The 21,976-nt window shown below is 59.9% G+C and carries 22 protein-coding genes and 1 tRNA gene; 10 read left to right on the plus strand and 13 right to left on the minus strand.

The features are described 5' to 3' along the window. Nucleotides 1-15: 15 nt before the first annotated feature. Nucleotides 16-921, minus strand: coding sequence for an ABC transporter permease subunit (locus CWE17_RS11420; protein ID WP_131457311.1), 906 nt, complete (start codon nucleotides 919-921; stop codon nucleotides 16-18). Continuing rightward, nucleotides 918-1,985: an amino acid ABC transporter substrate-binding protein gene (locus tag CWE17_RS11425; protein ID WP_131457314.1), complete on the minus strand. Its 1,068-nt coding sequence runs from the start codon at nucleotides 1,983-1,985 to the stop codon at nucleotides 918-920. The genes CWE17_RS11420 and CWE17_RS11425 overlap by 4 nt, the downstream gene beginning before the upstream one ends. A 104-nt stretch (nucleotides 1,986-2,089) precedes the next feature. Between CWE17_RS11425 and CWE17_RS11430 the strand changes: the two genes are divergently transcribed. Continuing rightward, nucleotides 2,090-2,413 (plus strand): hypothetical protein, encoded by a 324-nt coding sequence (locus CWE17_RS11430; protein ID WP_240789392.1) that lies wholly within the window; start codon nucleotides 2,090-2,092, stop codon nucleotides 2,411-2,413. A gap of 163 nt (nucleotides 2,414-2,576) precedes the next feature. Here CWE17_RS11430 and CWE17_RS11435 read toward each other — a convergent pair whose 3' ends face one another. Both CWE17_RS11435 and CWE17_RS11440 read right to left on the minus strand, forming a co-directional pair. After that, nucleotides 2,577-4,130, minus strand: coding sequence for a SulP family inorganic anion transporter (locus CWE17_RS11435; protein WP_131457316.1), 1,554 nt, complete (start codon nucleotides 4,128-4,130; stop codon nucleotides 2,577-2,579). A 30-nt stretch (nucleotides 4,131-4,160) separates the two neighbouring features. Then, nucleotides 4,161-5,393, minus strand: a complete 1,233-nt coding sequence (locus tag CWE17_RS11440) for an FAD-binding oxidoreductase (RefSeq protein ID WP_131457318.1) — start codon at nucleotides 5,391-5,393, stop codon at nucleotides 4,161-4,163. 36 nt (nucleotides 5,394-5,429) lie between these two features. Here CWE17_RS11440 and CWE17_RS11445 point away from each other — a divergent pair, with 36 nt between their 5' ends. Together CWE17_RS11445 and CWE17_RS11450 are read left to right on the plus strand one after the other, a co-directional pair. Next, entirely contained in the window at nucleotides 5,430-6,590 is a 1,161-nt protein-coding gene (locus CWE17_RS11445; protein WP_131457320.1) for a sirohydrochlorin chelatase, read from the plus strand. A gap of 395 nt (nucleotides 6,591-6,985) precedes the next feature. After that, complete coding sequence (locus tag CWE17_RS11450) at nucleotides 6,986-7,252, plus strand: DUF2811 domain-containing protein (protein WP_131457322.1); 267 nt, start codon at nucleotides 6,986-6,988, stop codon at nucleotides 7,250-7,252. On the opposite strand, the gene CWE17_RS11455 is transcribed toward CWE17_RS11450, so the two are convergent. From CWE17_RS11455 to CWE17_RS11480, 6 genes are all read right to left on the minus strand, one after another. Continuing rightward, on the minus strand, nucleotides 7,233-8,876 hold the full coding sequence (locus tag CWE17_RS11455) for a GMC oxidoreductase (RefSeq protein WP_131457324.1): 1,644 nt from the start codon (nucleotides 8,874-8,876) through the stop codon (nucleotides 7,233-7,235). The genes CWE17_RS11450 and CWE17_RS11455 overlap by 20 nt on opposite strands. Nucleotides 8,877-9,054: 178 nt before the next feature. After that, a tRNA-Met gene (locus CWE17_RS11460) sits at nucleotides 9,055-9,131 on the minus strand. Between the two features lie 56 nt (nucleotides 9,132-9,187). Beyond that, complete coding sequence (locus CWE17_RS11465) at nucleotides 9,188-10,171, minus strand: asparaginase (protein WP_131457326.1); 984 nt, start codon at nucleotides 10,169-10,171, stop codon at nucleotides 9,188-9,190. Between the two features lie 20 nt (nucleotides 10,172-10,191). Then, nucleotides 10,192-10,686 carry a CGLD27 family protein gene (locus CWE17_RS11470; RefSeq protein WP_131457328.1) on the minus strand — a complete coding sequence of 165 codons (495 nt, stop codon included), beginning with the start codon at nucleotides 10,684-10,686 and terminating at the stop codon, nucleotides 10,192-10,194. Between the two features lie 37 nt (nucleotides 10,687-10,723). Continuing rightward, a complete protein-coding gene (gene rsfS / locus CWE17_RS11475; protein ID WP_131457330.1) occupies nucleotides 10,724-11,122 on the minus strand; it encodes a ribosome silencing factor in 399 nt (132 codons plus the stop codon). Beyond that, complete coding sequence (locus tag CWE17_RS11480; RefSeq protein ID WP_131457332.1) at nucleotides 11,115-11,750, minus strand: DUF3318 domain-containing protein; 636 nt, start codon at nucleotides 11,748-11,750, stop codon at nucleotides 11,115-11,117. Before CWE17_RS11480 ends, rsfS begins: the two co-directional genes overlap by 8 nt. 134 nt (nucleotides 11,751-11,884) lie before the next feature. On the opposite strand from CWE17_RS11480, the gene carB reads away from it, so the two are divergent. From carB to CWE17_RS11495, 3 genes are all read left to right on the plus strand, one after another. Beyond that, nucleotides 11,885-15,208 (plus strand): carbamoyl-phosphate synthase large subunit, encoded by a 3,324-nt coding sequence (carB, locus tag CWE17_RS11485; protein WP_131457334.1) that lies wholly within the window; start codon nucleotides 11,885-11,887, stop codon nucleotides 15,206-15,208. Between the two features lie 26 nt (nucleotides 15,209-15,234). Beyond that, nucleotides 15,235-15,915, plus strand: a complete 681-nt coding sequence (locus CWE17_RS11490) for a DUF3386 domain-containing protein (RefSeq protein ID WP_131457336.1) — start codon at nucleotides 15,235-15,237, stop codon at nucleotides 15,913-15,915. 65 nt (nucleotides 15,916-15,980) lie between these two features. Further along, nucleotides 15,981-17,309, plus strand: a complete 1,329-nt coding sequence (locus CWE17_RS11495; RefSeq protein ID WP_131457338.1) for a sodium:alanine symporter family protein — start codon at nucleotides 15,981-15,983, stop codon at nucleotides 17,307-17,309. Here CWE17_RS11495 and CWE17_RS11500 read toward each other — a convergent pair. From CWE17_RS11500 to CWE17_RS11510, 3 genes are read right to left on the minus strand one after another with little or no spacing between them, the layout of a single operon-like run. After that, on the minus strand, nucleotides 17,284-17,514 hold the full coding sequence (locus CWE17_RS11500) for a DUF6447 family protein (RefSeq protein ID WP_131457340.1): 231 nt from the start codon (nucleotides 17,512-17,514) through the stop codon (nucleotides 17,284-17,286). The genes CWE17_RS11495 and CWE17_RS11500 overlap by 26 nt on opposite strands. Further along, entirely contained in the window at nucleotides 17,507-17,938 is a 432-nt protein-coding gene (locus CWE17_RS12315) for a hypothetical protein (protein ID WP_206338380.1), read from the minus strand. The genes CWE17_RS11500 and CWE17_RS12315 overlap by 8 nt, the downstream gene beginning before the upstream one ends. 11 nt (nucleotides 17,939-17,949) lie before the next feature. Further along, on the minus strand, nucleotides 17,950-19,722 hold the full coding sequence (locus CWE17_RS11510) for an ABC transporter ATP-binding protein (RefSeq protein WP_131457342.1): 1,773 nt from the start codon (nucleotides 19,720-19,722) through the stop codon (nucleotides 17,950-17,952). Between the two features lie 41 nt (nucleotides 19,723-19,763). Between CWE17_RS11510 and CWE17_RS11515 the strand changes: the two genes are divergently transcribed. Genes CWE17_RS11515 through CWE17_RS11530 form a run of 4 tightly spaced genes read left to right on the plus strand, consistent with a single transcriptional unit; the run spans nucleotide 19,764 to nucleotide 21,964 of the window. Further along, entirely contained in the window at nucleotides 19,764-19,961 is a 198-nt protein-coding gene (locus tag CWE17_RS11515) for an RNA-binding S4 domain-containing protein (RefSeq protein ID WP_131457523.1), read from the plus strand. 33 nt (nucleotides 19,962-19,994) lie between these two features. Next, nucleotides 19,995-20,726 carry a triose-phosphate isomerase gene (tpiA, locus tag CWE17_RS11520; RefSeq protein WP_131457344.1) on the plus strand — a complete coding sequence of 244 codons (732 nt, stop codon included), beginning with the start codon at nucleotides 19,995-19,997 and terminating at the stop codon, nucleotides 20,724-20,726. Between the two features lie 7 nt (nucleotides 20,727-20,733). After that, on the plus strand, nucleotides 20,734-21,600 hold the full coding sequence (gene folP / locus CWE17_RS11525) for a dihydropteroate synthase (protein ID WP_131457345.1): 867 nt from the start codon (nucleotides 20,734-20,736) through the stop codon (nucleotides 21,598-21,600). Further along, the gene (locus tag CWE17_RS11530; RefSeq protein WP_131457347.1) at nucleotides 21,572-21,964 is read left to right on the plus strand and encodes a thiol-disulfide oxidoreductase DCC family protein; all 393 of its coding nucleotides are present in this window, start codon (nucleotides 21,572-21,574) and stop codon (nucleotides 21,962-21,964) included. Before folP ends, CWE17_RS11530 begins: the two co-directional genes overlap by 29 nt. Nucleotides 21,965-21,976 lie beyond the last annotated feature (12 nt).

The following is a 21,976-nucleotide window of genomic DNA, read 5'->3' on the forward strand; positions in this document are numbered from 1 at the left end:
AAGAACGCCGGAAGCTTAACGGTGGCGAAGCGGTTGCATCACAAGGCGATTGAGAAGTTGCATGCCGCCATTGATCAGAAGGTTGAGAAGCAGAAAGCTGAGCAAAAGGAGCAGGAACCCCTCGATTGCCCGTCCTGTCTGGGTGATGGACGTGTCACTCACGGCATAAAGATCGGCATAGCCAACGGCGATCGCCAGGGTGCTGTTCTTGGCCAAATTCAGATACTGGCTGCTTAGTCCTGGAAGGATGGCGGGCAGGGCCTGTGGCAGCACAATCCGTCTCAGGCCCATGCCTTCAGGCACGCCCAGACTGCGAAAAGCCTCCCATTGCCCACGGGGAACGGCATCGAGACCACCGCGCACCACTTCGGCGATGGATGCGCCGCTGAAGACGGCTAGCCCGACCAGTACCGCACAGAACTCCACACTGAGGGGGACTCCCAGCAGGCTGATTCCCTGGTTGGAGAGTCGAAACAGGAGTGGCAGAGGACTCATCGAGTCCGGATTGGAGGGGAGGGCAAGAAAAGCGACGAAATACCAGAACAGCAGCTGAAGAAGTAAGGGGATCTGCCGAATCAAGCCCACATACAGCGCTGCCAGACCCCTGAGCAGGTGGTTGGAGCTGCGCCTTGCCGTTCCAGCGCCCACGCCGATCAGGGTGGCAGCCACCAGACCTGCGCCAATCACCTTCAGGCTGTTCAGCCAGCCCATCAGTAGGGCCCAGGCATAACTGTCGGATGGGCTGAAGGGCAGGGGATGTTCGGCCAGAGCGAAGCCGGCTGGACGGGTGAGCCAGCTGAAGCTGAGCCCCAGGCCAGTGCGAATCAGGTTGACGGTGAGGTTGTTCACCAAAACGCCCAGCAGCGTGAGAGCTGCAAGCAGCACCACAGCCTGTAACCCCCAGTGGCGAGGCCGTTTCATTGGAAAGGGGGAGCGATCATCACGCCACCGTTTGCGGCAAGCCGATTGGGACCGCGGGGGATCGGTACCTGGCTGTTGTCTCCGAGATGGCGGCTGTAGATCTCGCCATAGTTGCCGGTGCGTTCGATCACCTTCACAACGAAATCATCGGGGAGTCCAAGTTTTTCGCCCAGGCCTCCGTCCACCCCGAGAAACCGACGTAGGCCGGTGAGCTCAGGTCTGCGTTTGGCCTCCTCGAGACGATTCAGCACATTCGCCTGGGTGAGGCCTAACTCTTCAGCTGTGATCAGCGCGTACACAACCCAGCGCATCGCATCGGCGAGCCGCTGGTCTCCGCCAACGGACGCTGGGGCCAGAGGCTCCTTGCTGAGCACATCGTCGAGGATGCGATGGCTTTGGGGATCGGCAAAGCCGGAGCGAGCAGCAGCGAGTTGGGATCGATCGGAGGTCATGGCGCTGCAGCGGTCCTGCAGGTATCCCGCCACGACTTGGTTCAGATCCTGGTATTTGATTGGCTTGTAGCTGAGTCCTCTTGCTTCGAAGGCGTCATTGAGGTTCTGTTCGGTTGTCGTACCCGAACCAACGCAGATCGCTTGGTTAGCGAGATCTTCGAGCCGATTGATGCCACTGCTCGCTTTCACCATCAGTCCTTGTCCATCGTGGAAAACCACCGGTGCAAAGCTCAGGCCATTACCTCCGGCAGCATCGCGGCTCAAGTTGAAGGTCGTGTTGCGTGAGAGCAGGTCGATTTCTCCGGTGCGCAGGGCCGTAAAGCGTTCGGGGGCGGTCAGAGGGCGAAACTCAACGCGTTGATCACCTGGTTCATTCGCTTCGCTAGGGATGAAGGCAGCGGCAAACGCGCGACATAGATCCACATCGAGGCCGGAATAGCTGCCATCGGCCTTCAGAAAGCTGAAGCCGGGGATCTTGCCGCTCACGCCGCAGCGCAGTGAGCCGCGCTGACGAATCAGATCGAGTCGGGAGGCCCCACCTTCGCCGAGGGTGGCACAGGCACTCACCGTCATCAACAAGGCGAGCAGGCCGATGCGCTTGCGAGTGGGCATGGCGCGTCAGGCTCAAGATCCGAAAAGTGTCTCAGATCGATTGGACTAGTGGTCAGCTCAGTCCAATCTCCCTAGCGTCAGAATTCGACCGCACACAACCGCGGATGGGGAATCGCCGTTGGTTGCTTGGTTTGTTCACAGCCGTACAGGTTGGCTCCTTCCCATTGCCGGTGCTGGCCTGGGACGAGGGTGCACGCGGCCTTTACAACAACAAGATGGCTCTCCTTCAGGTGCTGAAGGACGGAGCCGCGCAGCGTGCCGCCGACAGTGGTGACGTGGAAACCCTCTGTCTGTTGCTGAGCATCGGCAATGACGTGACCGAACGCTATCTCTCGCGCCAGCCCAAGGACGCCCAGATTCGTGATCGACTGAAGACGATGCGCAGAGACTTGGGACGCTGCCTCAGCTTGATGCAGCGATCCCGTTGAACGGATCCGGGCGCCACGATGGGTGCAGTTGAGAGACCGCCATGGATTCTGATCTCACCCTTCCGCTGTTGGGCGGTGGATTACTGATTTTGATGATCGTGGCGGGCACGGTTGTGGTGCTGCTCAGACCGTCGGATACCCCTGATCCCGACTGAAGCTTGGTTCAGCCGTGGGCGTTCTCCGCTTGGCTACCGATCCGTTCAAAGAGGTTGAGGCTCTCTTGATTGAGGCCTTCCACGCTCACCTCGGAACCTCCCTTCTCCAGCTTGCGGATGAGCTGATTGAGGGCGCTGACGCCCGTCTGATCCCAGATGTGTGCATCAGAGAGATCGATGCTGATCCTGGCGGGGTGGTCGTGAACATCGAAACCCTGCAGGAAATACACCTTGCTGACGAAGAAGAGCTGACCGCTCACCACGTAGCGCCGCTCCTCAGGGCTGATCTGCTCGGCTTCCACACGAATCACTTTCGCCACTTTGCGGCTGAACAGAATGGCGGCAAGAGCAACGCCGGCAATGACTCCCAGGGCGAGGTTATGGGGGGTGGTGAGCATGGTGACGGCGAAGGTCATCAGCATGACCGCGGTGTCGCTTTTGGGAATCCGCGGCAGCTGGCGGAGTCCGGCGATATCAGCGGTGCTCACAGCGATGCTGATCATCACCGCGACGAGGGCTGCCATCGGAATCTGTTCCAGCCAGGGGCGGCCCAGCAGGATCATGGCCATCAGGCTCACACCAGAAAACAGAGTCGAGAGTCGACCGCGCCCACCGTTTTCAATATTCATGACTGACTGGCCCACCAAGGCACAACCAGCCATCCCTCCGAAGAGTGAGGACACGATGTTGGCGATGCCTTGACCGCGCGCTTCTACGTTTTTGTTGGAGTTGGTGTCCGTGCGTTCGTCGAGGATGTCTTGAGTCAGGAAGGTTTCCATCAGACCCACCAGTGAGATCGCCAGCGCGGTCGGCAACACGAGTCCAAACGTTTCCATGCTGAAGGGGACGCGTCCATCCGCAAGTGCTCCGAACGGCTGCTGAAGGAAGGGAAGTCCCTCTGGCAACTTGCCGAGACTTTGCACGGTGGGGATGTTCAGCTTCAGGCCAACGCTGATGGCCGTGAGCGCCACGATGGCCACCAGCTGTGCCGGAATCACCTTGGTGAGACGGGGAAGTCCGTAGATGATGACGAGCCCCAGGACCACGAGTAACCAAATCAAGGGCAGTTGGCTTCCATGGGGAAGCAGGGAGCTGCTGTGCTCGACCAACTGGGTTTCGCCGTAGTGAAGACTGATCCCCAGCTGGGGTAGTTGGGCCTGAACGATCAGAAGGGCCAGGGCATTCACGAAACCGCTTAACACTCCCTGGGGCACGAAGCGCATCTGATCAGCGAGTCGCAGGTACCCCCAGAGGACCTGAAACACCCCTGTAAGCAGACCGGCCACCAGCAGGTAAGTCAGGCCAAGGCCCTCACCTCTGGCGTTGCCGCTGGCAACAAGCCCTGTCATCAACAGGGCTGTGGATCCTGTGGCTGAGGTGATCATCGCCGACCGCCCCCCCACGAGGGCGATCGTGATCGAGAGGCAGAAGGCACCGAAGAGGCCCACTTGGGGGTCCACACCTGCGATCCCTGAGAAGGCGATCGCCTCCGGGATCATCGCGAAGGCCACCACTAAGCCCGAGAGCAGTTCCGGACCCGGCTGACTGAACCACTGCCTCATGACGGGGTCGCATCTGGCGCTGACCGTATCTCACAACCGTGGCAGCAGGGTGAGGGGATCGACGTCTCTCTTGAGTTCACGCAGCTGGGGAAGCCAGTCTGCGAAGGCCGCTTCCAGTTCCCGTTCATGCCAGGGCAGATGGTCATGCAATTGGGCGAGATGGACCCCTGGGCAGAGAGGGAGGAGCTGGTCGCGAACGGCTTCAAGCCAGTGGAGACTCCTCTTGCGTGCCTCTGCATCACCAGGAGTCCAGGCGGCTGTGATCCAGGGTTTCCAGAGCGCTGTTCTGTGCACAAAGGAGCTGGCCTCTGGCCTGACCTGCGCGGTGCACCCTCCCAGTTGCTGACCGGCAAAGCTGCAGCGGTGATCCGGTCGGTTTCCCATGAGTGGGACCAGGGTTTGGATGAGCTCTTTGCTGGCGTCTCCCCAGGCAGGGCCTAATAGACCCAGAACCTCCTGATCCCTGGCGGTTGGGCGCTCCGCTGATTGGGCAAGCTGTCCCAAGGCCGGCAGGGCCGCAAGCCCTGCCAACTGGCTGGCTTGGAGCGTTTCTATTCCGCCGATCCTGTCGTTAAGCCATCCTTCCAGGCTCATGACAGCCGCTCGGTCTTGGCTTAAGGCCACCACCAGCACTTCAATCCTCTCCGCCCAGAACCAGTGCAGGGCAATGCCTTCGGGCCAGTGTTCAGCCTCCTGGATCAGGGTGATTAACTGCTGGGCGCTGACTACGCCTCTGCCGATCTGCAAGGGCTGCAGGGGGGTGGTCATCATCGAGATCGATGTGACGATCGCAAGGAAGGGGGCGGCTCCGAGCAGCGCTCGCCACTCCTTGGTCTGACCGTGTTTTGCTGCGCAGAGATCAAAGCGTTCGCCGCTCCCCCACACGCCGCTGATCGCTTGAATGCGATCGATGGCAAGACCTTGGCTGCGACTGAGAGGACTGATCCCCCCGGTGAGCCAATAGCCAGCACCGGGTAACCCCGATAGACCTGTGGGCAGTGAGCGCTTGTGAGCGTTCAGAACCGTTTGCACCTCGGCTGTGGTGAGACCGGTCTCCACTCGAACCGTGCCGCTGTTCTGATCCACGGCAATTCCTCTGAAATGCCTGCTGAGGTCAAGGGTCCAGTGGCCCGGAGCTGAGCAACGGCTTGAGGTTCCACCACTTCGCACCAACAACGGGCTTGGGCTCAAGCCCTGCTTTAGAAGGGTGGTGAGCTTCTCCGGTAAGGGCTGAAGAATGCGTTTGTTCGGCTCCTTGGTCATGACTAGCGATAGGGTCCGGACAGGTGTTTTGCCGTTGTGACCCCATCGTTATCCGAACTGAAAGCCCAGGGCTATGGGGTGCTGATTTGCGGCCATGGCAGTCGCAACCGCCTGGCGGTGGAGGAATTTGCCCAGCTTGCTGAAGGACTGAGACCCAGGCTGGCAGGCATTCCCGTCGAGCATGGCTATCTCGAATTCGCCAAACCGATCCTGCGCGATTCCCTTGATCGCTTGCGGGAGCAGGGTGTGCAACGGGTACTCGCCGTGCCGGCGATGCTCTTCGCTGCGGGCCATGCCAAGAACGACATTCCGTCGGTGCTGAACACCTACAGCGCTGAAACAGGCCTCCCGATCGATTACGGGCGAGAACTTGGGGTGGATCGGCTCATGATTGCAGCGGCTGGGGCCAGGATCCGTGAGGCCCTGGATCAGGCCAGCTCCCTGGCACTCTCCGACACCCTCTTGGTGGTGGTTGGCCGAGGCTCCTCCGATCCCGATGCCAACTCCAATGTGGCCAAGGTCACGCGCATGTTGGTGGAGGGTTTTGGCTTCGGCTGGGGTGAAACGGTCTACTCCGGCGTCACATTCCCCTTGGTGGAACCTGGTCTCCGACATGTGGTGCGACTCGGTTTCCGGCGGATCGTCGTCTTTCCTTATTTCCTGTTTTCAGGGGTGTTGGTGAGTCGCATTCGCCAGCACACGGATCTCGTGGCTGCGGACCATCCGGAGACGGAGTTCCTCTCCGCCTCTTATCTGGGGGACCATCCACTCGTGCTGGACACCTTCCTGGAGCGGGTCGCCGAGGTGCTCGGTGGCGAGGCTGTGATGAACTGCTCCCTGTGCAAATACCGCGCCCAGGTGCTTGGTTTTGAGGATGAGGTGGGGCTTGCTCAAGCGAGTCACCATCACCACGTGGAGGGGCTGACCGATGGCTGCGACCTCTGTGAGCGTGAGTGCACCGGTGCCTGTCAGCCCGACGGTGTGCCGCTTCCGCTGGGCATCTCAGCCAGCTCCCACGACCACAGCCATCAGCACGGCCATAGCCATGGGCATGAGACCAGCCATGACCACAGCCATGGCCATGACCACAGCCACGACCATGGTCATCACCCCTACCCCCACGCGGAGCACCCTCTTGGCCCCAAAACCCTGCGCTCCGGGGCAGCTAAATATGAAGCGAATGATGCGGAAACCTGAAGCAATCACCATCAAATGCGTCAGCTCAACCATCTCAGTCTCGAGTGGGTCCCGCGAGACTCTCGGGGATAAGGAGGGCTTATCTTTCCTCCTCGGGACTCCTTTTGGAGTCGTTTTCCACAGCTTTGATCCCGTTTTCCACTGATCCTCCTGGTTGTTCCCAGTCGCAACCTCGCCGTTGTGGGTTCTGGGTTTTGTGACCGGTGTTGCTTGACATTGCGTCGCCTCCGCCTAGGGCGGGGGCTTTTTGATTGGCAGGGCTCTAGGTGAACCCTGTTGCCGCAATGAGACTCGCTTGAGATTTGGCTGGGTTGTTAGGGAGTGTGATCTTTTGACTGGGTCCCCTGTTTTGTGGCTTCCTAGATGGGAAATCAAACCGACGCCAGAGGCGCTGCATGGATAGGAATCATCTGGAACGTTGTGTTGTGGAGGCAGGCGTTTCCGGAGAGGGCTCGGCCCCAGCGAGCTACGTCAGCATGGAGGCGGAAATTCCTGAAGTTCTCTACCGGGGGATGAAGGAGTTCATCGGAGCCCACCCCAATTGGGACCAATACAGGGTGATGAGCTCTGCTTTGGCTCATTTCCTCTTCCAGAACGGATGTGAGGACCGTGCTGTCGCAGAGCGGTACCTCGACGATCTGTTCAGTCGTTCCCAGGCCTGACGGCTGCGAGGCAGGCCCGTCTGGTAATCGCCAACATGGTCAGCGTTGGGCTCTGCCAGGCGGAGCTCGTCCAGCAGGCGCCATCCACCACCAGCACATTTGGGCATCGCCAGAGGCGGTTCCAGCGATCCACGACACCCCCCTCTTCTGTGGCGGCCATCGCTGCGCCTCCGACTTCGTGGATGTAGTACCCGGGTGGTGCAGCTCCGGCTCCAAGGGCCGCGGACCGGCGCAGCAGAGGCTCAATCAGTGGAGCCTTCACCAGGTCGGTGAGGGGCAGCATGCGTCCACCGGCAGCGCTGATCGCTTCTCCCATGCTGTGGTGCATGTGTTCAACCATGGCTTGTTCGTTCGCTCGCCAGTGGCAGTCGATCGTCACGGTTGGGGAACCCCAGCGGTCCGGGGGACCAGTGAGTGTGACTTGATTTCTTGGATCCGGTAGGACCTCTCCGTGGCCGATCAGGAAGCCCAGACGATGCCCTGGAATCCGCTTGAGCAGCGCTGGAGGATCGAATCGATTGATGGCACCCCAGAGTCCATAGCCTCTGAGCACCCTTTGGCCACCTCTCTGGGCTAACTCCTGTCCGAAGGGAATGAAAAAGCTGCCCGCGCCTGAAAGGGCCTCTGGGCTTCCCGACTTGCCCGGTCCACAGCTCGGCATGGCGAAGAATCGACAGGTGGAGACGTGGTCCATGAGGCGCTGGCCCAGCCGGCCAGATGGATCCACAAAACCATCGCTGCTCTGTTGCTCTTCCGACTGCAGCAGCAGACGAACGGTCTGAATCGTTGAGGCGCAGAGCACGATCAGCTTGGCTTCCAGCCTGAGGCGGGTGCCATCGCTCCGATTCACGCAGATCACTGCTTCGGCTCGGTCGCGACTGCGGTTGAGTTCGAGCCGTTCCACTCGCTCCCCGCAGAGCAGTTCGACCCGTCCGCTGGCTAGTGCCTCCTTGAGGCTGCTGCCAGGGCTGCTGGATCGAGGCCAGGCCCCATCCCGCTTGCGGTTATGGGGGCCGAAGCCGCGCGATGGCATCCACGGATAGCCAAGCTCTTTCTGCACGCAGGAGGCGAACTGCTGCTCCTCAGCGGTGGAGGGCAGGGGTTCGGTTGCCCAGCCATCGGGGACTTGGCTCAGGCCATTGCGGGCCCCGTGAACGCCCAGTCGTCGCTCGAGCTCGGTGTAGTGCTCGTCGAGATCCTCGTGCTGGATCGGCCAGTCGAGCCCCGCGCCATCCCGTTGGCTGGCCTTGAAATCAGCATTGGAGAGCCTCAGCGTGATCCCCCCCCACGTCAGGCTCCGCCCTCCTATCTGGTCACCTCGGGTCCAAAGAAACGGCCGATCGGGTGGATGGCTGTAAGGGTTTTCCTGTTCGTCGATGAATAGATCAGGGTTGTGTTTCCAGTAGCCCGGATGCTGGCTCTGGCGACGATGTCGACCGCTGCTCAGCCCGGCCAATCGGCGCAGCATGTTCTGTGGTTCTGCTCCCAGCGCCTGCTTGGCATCCAGTGAGGGCCCCGCCTCGATCACGAGAACTCGTAGGCCTGCTTCCGCAAGGGTGAGGGCCGCAACGCCGCCGGTGGCTCCAGAGCCAACCACGATTGCCTCCCAAGGGCGAAGCTCCACCTCAGATCTGGTTAATCCTTGCCTAGTTCTACTCTCCTGCCAAGGAATGCTCCTTTTGGCTGTCAATCCTTACAAGCGGAGTGTTGCGCTTCAGCAAGAGCGAAACCGTTGCTGACCAATAAAAAAGGGGCCCTGTTGGCCCCAGTGACCATCAATGTTCTTGATGGTTTTAATGATGTGGTGGCGGGGGGGAGATTTGAACTCCCGACCTTCGGGTTATGAGCCCGACGAGCTACCAGACTGCTCTACCCCGCGTCGACTTGTTCATCATACAACTTGGTGTTGAAGGACACTGGTACAGCAGGATCTCTTCAGCCTTCTTGAAAGCGCAGGGAACCCTCAACCTCGAGCTGAACCCCTGGGCTAATGATCAGGACCTGCTCCTCGAGCTCTTGAAGCCCCGTTGGTGTCAGCCAGTCCAGCTGCCTGAGCAAATGCAGTGCCACAGCCTGTTTGGCGCGACGGCTGCCGTCTTCAACCTTGATCGCCACTCCAAGCCCCTCACCAATCCGGCTAAGGCATTGAACGCCTTCTGCCCCTCCTTTGCTCAGCACCTGGCTGTGGGACCGGCGCATTAATTCGGTATCAAACCGACCTTCGCCTGCCACGAGGTCAGGATGGGCCAACATCGCCCTGGAAATCTGTTCGAGCTCCGTTCGGGTGGAGGCGCCGAGGTGGGCATAGAGCAAGGCCATCTGGGCTAGTTGCAGGCGCAGTGTTGGCGCTCCACAGTCGTCTCGTGCTGCCACCATCTCCGCCGAGGGCAGGCCCAGCAGTTCAGCCACCCGCCGATGGATCTCCACCTGGATCGGGTGGTCACCCTGGAGATAGCTCTCCGTTGGCCAGCCCATCTTCCGGCAGGTGGCGAGGAAGGCAGCGTGTTTACCGGAACAGTTGTGCTCTAGAGGGCTGCTTGCACCCTCCGGCACTGGACATTGCAGCTGGCTTGCATCCAGTTCCGCATTCCAAAGCAGTCGGAAGGCCTCCCGGGCATGGGTGGGAGTGCCGGCATGGGACGCGCAGCTGATCGCCAGACCCCGCTCCCCGCAGTTGAATTGTTCGGCTGCACCGCTGCTGAGCAGTGGCATGGCCTGAAAGGGTTTGAGCGCTGAACGAATAAAGGTCTCGTAATCAGCGCGACCTGCCCGCATCAGAATGCGGCCGCGATGGTCGCAGACCACAGCATGAACCCGATGGATCGACTCGAGGCTGCCGCCCCGTTTGAGGCGCACCTCAAGCGGGGATGGGCCACTGCTGGAGAGGCCGCCACTGCCAAATGCTGCGGGTAAGGCCATGGCCGACGGCACGGAATGCTTCAGAGAGCCTGGCAGAGACTGGCTCCAAAGAGCAGAAGCCCTGTGATCCAGGCCATGGAGCGGGCCAGGCGTCCGAGGATCGGTCGGACTTCGTGTCTGGCCATCAAGAGGTCACGCTCTCTCCAGGCCAGCGGCTTCTCCCAGACCTGACCGTCATACCAGCCAGACTCCTCATATTCGACCTGCTCAGCGAGCAAGCGTTTGTGCACGTAGCTCCAGCCAAGCCACTGGCGCATGAGCAGCAGCATTGGAAGCACGAGGGCAGCCACGCTGCCGGCGGCAATCAACCGTGGCAGATCATTCCTGAGCGTCCAGCTCCCACTGGCGACAAGGAGGGTGAATGGAACGCAGAGGAACCAGCTGATCAGCAGAGCACGGCCAAGTCCACGAGTTTCTTCGGTTGGCCAGGTGAAGAACCAAGACCTGGCGAGTTGCTGAAACTCCTCTTGGGGACGTTGTTCTGGAGGAACTGGACAGGCGCTGGTGCTGGCCATCGTTGGATTTCGGTAGGCCTGGATCGAAGGTCGAGGATCAGCTGCCCTGATCCGACCCAGACGCTACGAAGCTTCGCCGTTCGCCGTGACCCCAGAAGGCTTCGAGGTCGTAATAGCCCCGCTCTCCGGGTTGGAGGATGTGCACGATCAGCTCGCCGTAGTCGAGCAAGGCCCAGCGCCCCTCATTGATCCCCTCCTTGCGGAGGGGGAGGCGACCGGCCTCAAGCTCAAGGCGGTCTTCGACAGAACGAGCGATTGCTCGCACTTGCACATCGCTCTGCCCACCAGCGATCACCAGCCAGTCGGCCAAGCTCGAGACTTCATCCACCCGAATCATCTCGATGTCGGTGGCTTTGCGGTCATCACAGGCATCCGCCGCAAGTTCCGCCAGCTGGTGACTGTCTAAAGCCGCCACTGCGGAATTGGCTTCATCCATAAACGTTCTCGCTGCTAACAGATTGACGTGAACCCTGTTGCTGGGCCATTTCAGCCCTTGCCTTCCCTGCACTCTTGCGCAGAGCCTCAAGCCGATCTTCGTAGAAACTGCGCTTCTTCTTCTTGCGGGTCTGCTCGATCAGATCTTTCAGAGCTCCACCCAGGCTTTTGTAAGCATTTGGAACGCTGTATCCAAAACGGCAAGCAAGATCGATCGCCCGCTCGTCAGCGGCGATCGCATCGCGCAGACGCTTCTCAGCATTGTTCTTGAGGTACAGGCGGTAGCCGGCGAAGCCGGAGAGACCAAGGGCCATCAGCAAGAGAAGCCCGTCCTGAACCCACAACTCTCCAATGGCGCCCCCAAGGCCAATGGCGAGGGCCGCCATCTCCCAGCCATCCCTGGGAATCGTGTCGTTTTGTACACGACCGACTTCGTGCCAGAAGAGCAGGTTGCGGTGATCGAGAGCCAAGTTGTCCCAGGCTTCGAGATCCACCTGGATCTCCACCTCATCCCGGCCAATCTCTTCCAGCGTGATGAGTGGAGGTTCTACGGCTGCTGCCGCCTCCACGAACACCCAGCTCTGCATCTCCGGGGGCAGCAGCCCCTTCAGGCGCTGGAGCTCGCTCATGATCTCAATTCTGCTTCCAGATCCACTCACGCTAGCGACTTGACCCCTCAGTCAGGCCCCGCTGTGAAGTGGATCCCTCCGATGAGGGTCGACAGCATGGGAGGCTTAACAGGTTTGCCTATCTCCAGAGGCCCATGCCCCGGCGGTCTGATCTGCGTCGCATTCTGCTGCTGGGTTCAGGTCCGATCGTGATCGGTCAGGCCTGCGAGTTTGATTACTCCGGCACCCAGGCCTGCAAGGCCCTGCGGGCCGATGGATTTGAGGTTGTTCTGGTCAATTCCAACCCCGCCTCGATCATGACCGATCCGGACATGGCGGATCGGACCTATGTCGAGCCTCTGACGCCTGAGGTGGTGACGCGGGTGATCGAACGAGAGCGACCGGATGCCCTCTTGCCAACGATGGGCGGTCAGACCGCCCTCAACTTGGCTGTGGCCTTGGCTGAGAACGGAACCCTGGACCGTTTTGGGGTTGAACTGATCGGTGCAGATCTGCAGGCAATTCGCAAGGCCGAGGATCGTCAGCTCTTCAAGCAAGCCATGGAGCGGATCGGCGTGAAGGTCTGCCCCTCAGGCATCGCTTCAAGTCTCGAGGAAGCGGATGCTGTTGGCGCAGCAATCGGCAGTTATCCACGGATCATTCGACCAGCCTTCACTCTTGGGGGCAGTGGTGGCGGCATCGCCTACAACCCAGAGGAATACGCGGCGATTTGCAAAAGCGGCCTTGAGGCCAGCCCTGTGTCGCAAATTCTGATTGAGCAGTCTCTTCTCGGTTGGAAGGAATTTGAGCTCGAAGTCATGCGGGATCTGGCAGACAACGTTGTGATTGTCTGCAGCATCGAAAATCTGGATCCGATGGGTGTGCATACCGGTGACTCGATCACCGTGGCACCGGCTCAAACCCTGACCGATCGGGAGTATCAGCGGCTGAGGGATCAGTCGATCGCGATTATTCGAGAGATCGGTGTTGCCACCGGCGGCAGCAACATCCAATTCGCCATCAACCCCGCCGATGGCGACGTGGTGGTGATTGAAATGAATCCTCGCGTGAGCCGTTCTTCGGCTCTCGCCAGTAAAGCCACCGGGTTCCCGATCGCCAAGATCGCTGCTCGTTTGGCGGTGGGATACACCCTCGACGAAATCCTCAACGACATCACCGGTAAGACGCCGGCTTGTTTTGAGCCGACGATCGATTACGTCGTGACCAAAATCCCACGGTTTGCTTTTGAGAAATTCCGTGGTTCCCCTGCGGTGCTCACCACGGCGATGAAATCCGTGGGTGAAGCCATGGCCATCGGTCGCTGTTTCGAAGAATCGTTCCAGAAGGCGTTGCGATCTCTTGAAACGGGGCTTGCTGGTTGGGGCTGTGATCGTTCAGAGCCGTCCTTCACGTCCGCTGAACTGGAACGCAGCCTGCGCACACCTTCTCCAGATCGGATCTTGGCTGTGAGGTCAGCGATGGTTGCCGGTCGCTCGGATGAGGAGATCCATCAGCTCAGCAAAATCGATCCCTGGTTCCTGGCCAAGCTGCGCAGGTTGATCGAAGCCGAACAACGACTTCTTCAGGGCCGCAGCCTCGATCAGATCAGTGCAGAGTCGCTCTTGGAGCTCAAGCAGCTTGGCTATTCCGATCGTCAGATTGCTTTCGCTACCAGCACCAAAGAACTCGAGGTGCGAAGTCGGCGGGAATCCCTCGGGGTGATCCCTGTGTTCAAAACGGTGGACACCTGCGCGGCCGAATTTGCCTCCACGACTCCGTATCACTATTCGACCTATGAGCGGCCGGTCCAGAGGCTCTCAGCCGATGGCGCCCTTGAGCTTTTATCGCCGGCATCTGAGGTGCTGCCCGAGCAACGACGCAAGGTGATGATTCTTGGCGGTGGGCCCAATCGGATTGGGCAGGGAATTGAATTTGATTACTGCTGTTGCCATGCCTCCTTTGCAGCCCAGGAGCGTGGCTTTGCCACGGTGATGGTGAACAGCAATCCAGAGACGGTCTCCACGGATTACGACAGCAGTGATCGTCTCTATTTCGAACCGCTCACCCTCGAAGATGTGCTCAATGTCATTGAGGCAGAGCGGCCAGAAGGCGTGATTGTTCAGTTTGGTGGCCAGACCCCTCTCAAGCTGGCCCTGCCGTTGCTCGATTGGCTGGATAGTCCTCGGGGCAGAACGATCGGTACCCGGATTCTCGGCACCTCACCAGCCTCGATCGATCGAGCTGAAGACCGGGAACAGTTCGAGGCGATTTTGCGTGAGCTGGAGATCCGTCAACCTCGCAATGGCCTCGCCCGCAGTGAGGAAGAGGCACGTCGTGTCGCAGCGTCCGTTGGTTACCCCGTTGTGGTCCGCCCTTCTTATGTGCTGGGTGGGCGCGCGATGGAGGTTGTCTTTGATGAGTCGGAGCTCGATCGTTACATGGTTGAGGCCGTGCAGGTGGAGCCCGAGCACCCTGTACTCATCGATCAATACCTTGAAAACGCGATCGAGGTGGATGTTGATGCCCTCTGTGATTCCAGCGGACATGTTGTGATCGGAGGACTGATGGAGCACATCGAGCCGGCGGGAATTCACTCCGGTGATTCCGCCTGCTGCTTGCCCTCTGTGTCGCTCGGGGCTGAGGCTCTCACTGTCATTCGTCAATGGACCGAAGCGCTTGCTCTCGCCCTTCAAGTGCAGGGTCTGATCAATCTGCAGTTCGCCGTTCAGCGTGATGCCAACGGTGAGGAGGTGGTTTACATCATTGAGGCCAATCCAAGGGCATCGCGCACGGTGCCTTTTGTGGCCAAGGCCACTGGTCAGCCTCTGGCCAGGATCGCTACCCGCCTGATGACTGGAGAAACCCTCGCGGATGTTGGCTTAGTGGAGGAGCCCAAGCCACCTCTCCAAGCGGTGAAGGAGGCGGTACTGCCTTTCCGTCGTTTCCCTGGCGCCGATTCCCTTCTGGGTCCTGAGATGCGTTCCACCGGCGAGGTGATGGGCTCCGCTGGCGGCTTTGGGATGGCCTATGCCAAGGCGGAACTGGCTGCCGGTGATGGGCTCCCAACGGCCGGCACCGTGTTCCTCTCAACCCATGACCGGGATAAACAGGCCCTGGTTCCCGTCGCTGCACGATTAATTGAACTGGGCTTTCAGCTCACTGCAACGGCCGGCACCGCCAAGGTTCTGAGCGCCGCAGGCTTGCAGGTCACCCCTGTGCTGAAAGTGCATGAAGGTCGTCCCAACATCGAAGACCGGATTCGCTCCGCCGGGGTTCAGCTGGTGATTAACACCCCCATTGGTCGGCAGGCGGCCCATGACGACCGCTACATCCGTCGAGCAGCGCTCGATTACAGCGTGCCAACCGTCACCACCCTGGCCGGAGCGCGGGCAGCGGTGGAGGGGATCGCCGCCCTTCAGCAGCAACAGCTGGAGATTCATGCCCTTCAGGATGTGCATGCTGGCGCGACTGGCCGTTAGGGTCCAGTTCAGCGAAGACGTTCACCGTGACCATTGCCACCACATCCCTGCCGGCCCAGGGTTCTGACTGCCGCGACGCCTTCCGTGCTGCCTACGAGAATCGCTACACATGGGATCCAGGTTTCCCCGGTTACGAGGGGCGCTGTGTCTGGATCCAGGCAGAGCGCACGGTCGAGGGCTCCTTCAAGGTTGGTGCTGACTTAAAGGCCGCTGTTGAAGGGGTGGATGATCCTGAGGTGGCGAAGGCGATCAACTCCCAGCTCTGGGAGGTGGCGATTCATCGGGTGCGGCGCAGTTTTGATCAGGTGCATGGAGAGAACACCTTCACCGCGGGCGACAACAGTGCCGAAGGGCTGGAAGTGATCGTCGGTGGCAAGAACAGTGGAGATCGCTATCGCATTCGTGATCGCGTGGTGACCATGGTCCATCGCCACATTCATGGAACCGTGGTGACGATTCACACTGGCTCCATCACCGAAACCGGTTCTGGTTATCTCAGTCACACCTACACCAGTGCCTATGCCGATCCCGCCACCGGTGCACCGAGGGGAGGCCTGAGCCGTTTCACGGACACTTTTGCCACCCTTCCGGGTTCTGGACTCTGGGTTCTCCGGGAGCGGGTCGTAGCTGTGGAGGCCCATGGCGAGACTCCCGCCTCCGAACAGACCTTCCGCTTCCTGGATTGCCAGGTTCTTCAGGCAGCTTGATTGCTCTTCAGGATTTCTTCGCTTGAATCGACAGATCGTCTGATCGCAGCAGGACCTGTCGCAGCATGGAGTTTCTGAACACGCTGAACGGATGGGTCTGGGGGCCAATCACCCTTGGACTCATCGGGTTCACCGGCCTCTATCTGATGGTGGGGTTGCGGTTCATGCCCCTGCGCCGCATTGGCTTTGCTGTGCGGGCGATGGTTGATTCGATCCGACACACCGAGGGTGAAGGCGATGTGAGTGCGTTTCAGGGGCTGATGACGGCTCTGGCAGCCACAATCGGCACCGGAAATGTGGCTGGTGTTGCCACAGCCATTGGTGTCGGTGGTCCGGGTGCTGTGTTTTGGATGTGGCTTGTGGCCCTCCTGGGTACGGCCACGAAATACGGCGAGTCACTTTTGGCTGTGCATTTCAGGGAAACCGATGCGCTCGGAGAGCATGTCGGTGGGCCGATGTATGCGATCCGTCACGGGCTTGGGCGCCACTGGGGCTGGCTGGCCACCGCCTTCGCTGTCTTCGGAACCCTCGCCGGCTTCGGGATCGGTAATGGGGTGCAGGCCCATGAGCTGGCCAATGCTCTGGATGACTACGGCATCCCTGCCCTGGCCACCGGGGTGGTGATGGCCGTGATCACCTTCGCTGTGATCATTGGCGGCATCGAGCGCATTGGCCGGGTGGCCGCTGTGGTAGTGCCGTTCATGGCCGTGCTCTATGTGCTCGGTGCCCTGGTGATCTTGCTCGGCCATCTGGCGGAGATTCCCTCTGCTCTGGGGCTGATTCTTCGTGATGCCTTCACTGGCGAGGCTGCGGCTGGAGGTGTGGTCGGGGTGGTGATTCAAAAGGGCATCGCCCGAGGTGTTTTCTCCAACGAGGCGGGGTTGGGTACAGCTCCGATCGCCCAGGCCGCTGCTCGCCCAGGTGATCCGGTACTTCAGGGAGCGGTGGCGATGCTGGGCACGGTGATTGACACCTTGATCATCTGCACGATGACGGCTTTGGTCATCGTGATCAGTGGTGCCTATGGCGAAGGGTTGGCTGGAGTTGATATGACCAAGGCCGCCTTTGCCTGGGGGATCCCCGCTGGCGATCATCTCGTTGCAATCGCCACCATGCTGTTCACGGCCACGACGATCCTGGGTTGGGGGTATTACAGCGAACGCTGCTTGGAATTCTTAGTTGGCGTGGGTGCTCCCCTGCGGATCTTCCGCTTCGTTTGGGTTGCCGTTGTGGTGATTGGTGCCGTAGCCACCTTTGAGACCGTGTGGACCGTCGCCGACATCCTCAATGGTTTGATGGCCCTTCCCAATTTGGTGGCTTTGTTGCTGCTGTCGCCGGTGGTCTTCCGACTCACCGGCGAGTATCGATTCAGTTCTCGTCAGGAAGCGGAGTGACGCTCTTGAGTCGTTCATTCAGCTGCATGGCCATCGACTGACGACCCACGGCCAAGACCTTCAGGGTGTCTTCGTGCATGCGCAGCTGGGCATCGGCCACCTGCATGCCACGGACGAGTTCCTTGAGCTCATCGGGAAGGGCATTGAGGTCGTAGCGCTTGCCCTCAAAGGTGAGCACAGGGTTTTGATCGTTGATGTCAGTCATGGAGATTGTTTTTTTCGCACGGGACTGTACCACTTGTTGCGTTGTTGTTGTCAGGTTGGAGAGTTGCTTTCTCGCTTGCTTGCCTCTTGAAAAAGAGCATTTGGAGAGTACCAACGGTGCTTATTGCCGTGAGCTCCCAGCCGTCTTTGCCTAATTCATTAAGAAAGTTTTGAAGTTGAAGTGCAGGATGGTTGCTCGATGAGGTTTTAGGGGTCGGACTGTATTGGGCTGGGAACTCGCGTTGTATGAAGTCAGGGCTAAGTGATCTCTGGAATTTTTGACTCGCCGCTTCAGGATTTCCTGTTGCAGTTTTTTGGTTTTTTTCCTCGTTTACATTGAGATGAATGACGCGATATTCCCAGGGTCGTGTCGCTGCTGCTTCGCCTTTTACATGTTGATTTGGTTGTTCGTTTGGTGTGCTCATCGTATTGCTAGCTATTGAACGTTTTGTTTGGCCTCTGTTTCTATTATTGATGAGTCGCGGATGAATTGGCGTTCACAGAGCTCCCTGTAACGGCCACCCTTCTGCATCAGGGAGTCATGGCTTCCCTGTTCAGTGATCCGACCCCGTTCCAGCACGACGATTGAATCGGCCTCTTGCACGGTGGCCAGTCGGTGGGCGATCACCAGAACGGTGCGTCCGTTCATCGCTTGTTTCAGGCCCACCTGCACGGCAGCCTCGGCCTCGGCATCAAGGGCGCTAGTGGCTTCGTCCAACAGGAGGACGGCCGGATTGCCAAGAACGGCTCGAGCGATGGCCACCCGCTGCAGCTGGCCGCCGGAGATGTTGGTGCCTCGCTCCTCGAGTCGGGTGTTGTAGCCGTCAGGTAGCCGGATGATGAACTCGTGGGCATTGGCCAGGGTGGCGGCTTCGATCAGTTGCTCCTGGCTCGCCTCCCGGCCGAATCGGATCGCTTCGGCAATCGTTCCAGAGAAGACGCTGCTGCGCTGAGGAACCAAGGCCACCTGTTGACGCAGCTCCCTCGCCCGAACTCTGGATAAGTCCTTGCCATCAAGAAGCAGTTGCCCTTGTTGAGCTGTGTTGAAACGCAGCAGCAGTGAAAACAGCGTGCTCTTGCCTGCTCCGGAAGGGCCCACGAGTGCAACGATCTGTCCGGCCTCGATCCTGAGGCTCAGATCATCAAGAACTGGTTGACCAGGCGTGTAAGCAAAAGAGATCCGATCCAAGGTCAGCTGGCCGCTGGGGCGTCCGAGCTCAAGTGCGGGAGTTGGATCCGGCGCTTCGGATGGCTCTCGCTCGATGGCACGTAACCGACGCAACGACGCTTGACCCTGCTGAAATTCGTTGTAGTTCGTGGTCAGGTGGGCAATCGGATCAATCAGCACGATCAGCCCTGTGAGATAGCTGCTCAAGCCCTCACTGTTGAGATCTCCATTGCTGATCCTTGCTGCAGCAAGCACGAGCACTGTGGCGATGCCGAGGACTTCGATGATTCCGACAACGGGATGCTGAAGGGCCACCAAGCGGTATGTGGTGTAGCGGGCCCGGCGGTGCTGATCGATCTCCTGCTCGAACCGTGCCTGCAGCCAGGGTTCGGCTGCAAAGGCACGCACCAGTGGGAGTCCTTCGATCGCTTCTCCGAGCAGCCCTGCGAGCTCGCTGACTTTCTTCTGGCTTCGTTCAGTTGCAGCCATCACTCGCGCACCAAACAGGCTGATCAGCCAGGCGATCAATGGGGCAAGCAGCACGATGGCCATCGTGAGCTTCCAGTCAAGCCAGAGCATGTAGCCGAGCACGGCTACGAGCTGCAGGGCGCTGGGGATGGTGTCGTGGAGGGTCTTGTAGATGACCTCACTGACCCGATCAGCATCTTCGGTGAGTCGGTAGGTGAGATCCCCAGCGGAGAGTTTTTCGAGGGCACCCAGTTCCACCCGTTGCAGCCTCTGAAACAGGTCGCTGCGCAGAGACTGGCTCACCTGGAGGGCTGGTCCGGCCAGAAGAGAGTCCTGCAGAAACTGGGCCAGCTTTTGGACGAGGAAGACCACCAGCACCACGCCGAGCACGGGAAGCACCACGTCAAGCTGGCCCGAGCCAAGAGCGGGGATCAAGCGGCCCACCAGGTTCATCAGCAGGGGCCAGCTGCCGACGAACACCGCCATGCTCAGGAGCCCCAGGATCAGCCGGCGCAGGTGGGGCCGCAGCAGGGGGAGCAACCTGCGGAATCCGGCTTCAGAGGGTTTCAGCATCGCGCCACACTATCAATGGTGATCCGTTGCGTTCGATGTTGATGAGGCTGGATCAATTCCTCAAATGGCAGGGCTGGGTTGGGACTGGAGGTGAGGCCAAGCTGCGGATTCAGGCTGGTGATGTGTCGGTGAATGGCGCCATTGAGACCCGGCGCGGCCGTCAGCTGCAGCCTGGTGATCGCATCAGAATGGGCGCCGATGAGGCCACGATGGAACCCCAGCAGCAGGTCGGGCCGTAAGTTGTCTGCTGCTGAGCTGCAGAGGACGCAAGCGTGCGCAAACCGGTGATCGCTGGCAACTGGAAGATGCACATGACCTGTGCCCAGGCCAGGGACTGGATGGCAGCGTTTTTGCCTTTGATCAGTGACACCCCGGATGACCGCCATTTGGTGGTGGCGCCACCGTTCACAGCGATCTCCACGCTGTCAGACCTCAGCAGGGGCTCGAAGCTGGAACTCTCTAGTCAGAACGTTCACTGGGAGGGTGAAGGGGCTTTTACAGGTGAGATCTCACCCAGCATGCTTCAGGAGCATGGGGTGACCTATGCCATCGTCGGCCACAGCGAGCCACGCAAATACTTCAGCGAGAGCGATGAACAGATCAACCATCGCGCCCGCTCGGCCCAGTCCCATGGACTGATCCCCATCGTGTGTGTGGGTGAAAGTGACGAGCAACGCACTCGGGGCGAAGCCGAGCGTGTGATTCGCAGGCAGGTGGAGCAGGGGTTGGAGGGGCTGGATCCCGCAACGCTGGTTGTTGCTTACGAGCCGATCTGGGCCATTGGCACCGGCAAAACTTGTGAGGCCAGTGAGGCGAACCGAATCTGTGGCCTCATCAGAAGCTGGGTGGGATCCCCCGATCTGATCATTCAGTACGGCGGGTCTGTGAAGCCGGCGAACATCGATCAGCTGATGGCGATGAGCGATATCGACGGTGTGTTGGTGGGTGGTGCCTCCCTTGATCCTGAGAGCTTCGGCCGCATCGCTAATTACCAGACCACCTGAGTTGAGCATGCGCTGGCCTAATGGCTGGGGGCGGCGTCCCGCTGTGATGGGCGTGTTGAACATCACGCCCGATTCTTTTAGTGATGGAGGCCGTTATTTCGACCCCTCAGCGGCTCTCTCCCAGGGGCAAGCGATGGTCAAGGCAGGGGCTGATCTGTTGGACCTTGGTGCTCAGAGCACCCGTCCCGGAGCGGAAGAGGTTGGAGCCAGTGTCGAGATCGCAAGGCTGATCCCTGTGCTCAAAGCCCTGCGTGACCGCTGCCCTGAGCTGATCCTGTCGGTGGACACGTTCTTAGCGCCTGTAGCTGAGGCGGCCCTTGCCGCCGGTGCCGACTGGATCAATGACATCAGCGGTGGGCGCCGTGATCCCGGGATGTTGCCTCTGATCGCTTCCACCGGTCGCCCTTTTGTGTTGATGCATTCCCGCGGCGACAGCCAGACCATGGATGCGTTGACGGACTACGGAGTTGAGGGTGTGGTGCAGGGTGTGATCAGAGAGCTTCAGATTGATACGGAGCGGGCGCTTGCAGCAGGGGTGACACAGGATCAGTTGCTCTGGGATCCGGGCCTTGGCTTCGCAAAGACCACGGAGCAAAACCTTGAGCTCATCAGGCACCTAGAGCGACTCACTGACCAGGGGATCCCCGTCTTGCTCGGACCATCGCGCAAGCGATTCATCGGGGCTGTCCTTGACGAACCCAGGCCTAGAGCTCGCCTATGGGGTACGGCTGCAGTGTGTTCTCGGGCTGTGTCGGCCGGTGTGGCGGTGCTGAGGGTCCATGATGTTGGCCCGATCCGCCAAATTGCGGACATGTCCGCTGCCATCAGGCCGGTAAAGGAACACCATGTCACCACTCCTAACCCTTCTCTTTGATGGCGGCTGCCCGATCTGCGTGCGTGAAGTGAATTTTCTGCGACGACGCGATCGCAAAGAATTGATCCGTTTCGTGGCTATCGACAGTCCTGATTACGAGCCATCGCTGTGGGGTGGGATCACCTACCGCCAGGCGATGAGCAGGATTCATGCGATCGAAGCCGATGGAACGGTTCTGAAGGATGTGGCGGTGTTTCGCAGCGCCTACCGTTTGATCGGCCTTGGCTGGTTGTATGCCCCAACCAATTGGCCCGTGATAGGCCCAATCGTGGATGGAGTGTATGGGCTGTGGGCTTCCCAGCGACTGAAACTTACAGGCAGACCCGATCTCGACAACCTGTGTGGCTGCCGAGACCGGGAGTAGCGCCAGACCCCT

It is taken from the genome of Synechococcus sp. BS56D (genome assembly GCF_004332405.1).
Classification (GTDB): Bacteria; Cyanobacteriota; Cyanobacteriia; order PCC-6307; family Cyanobiaceae; genus Synechococcus_C.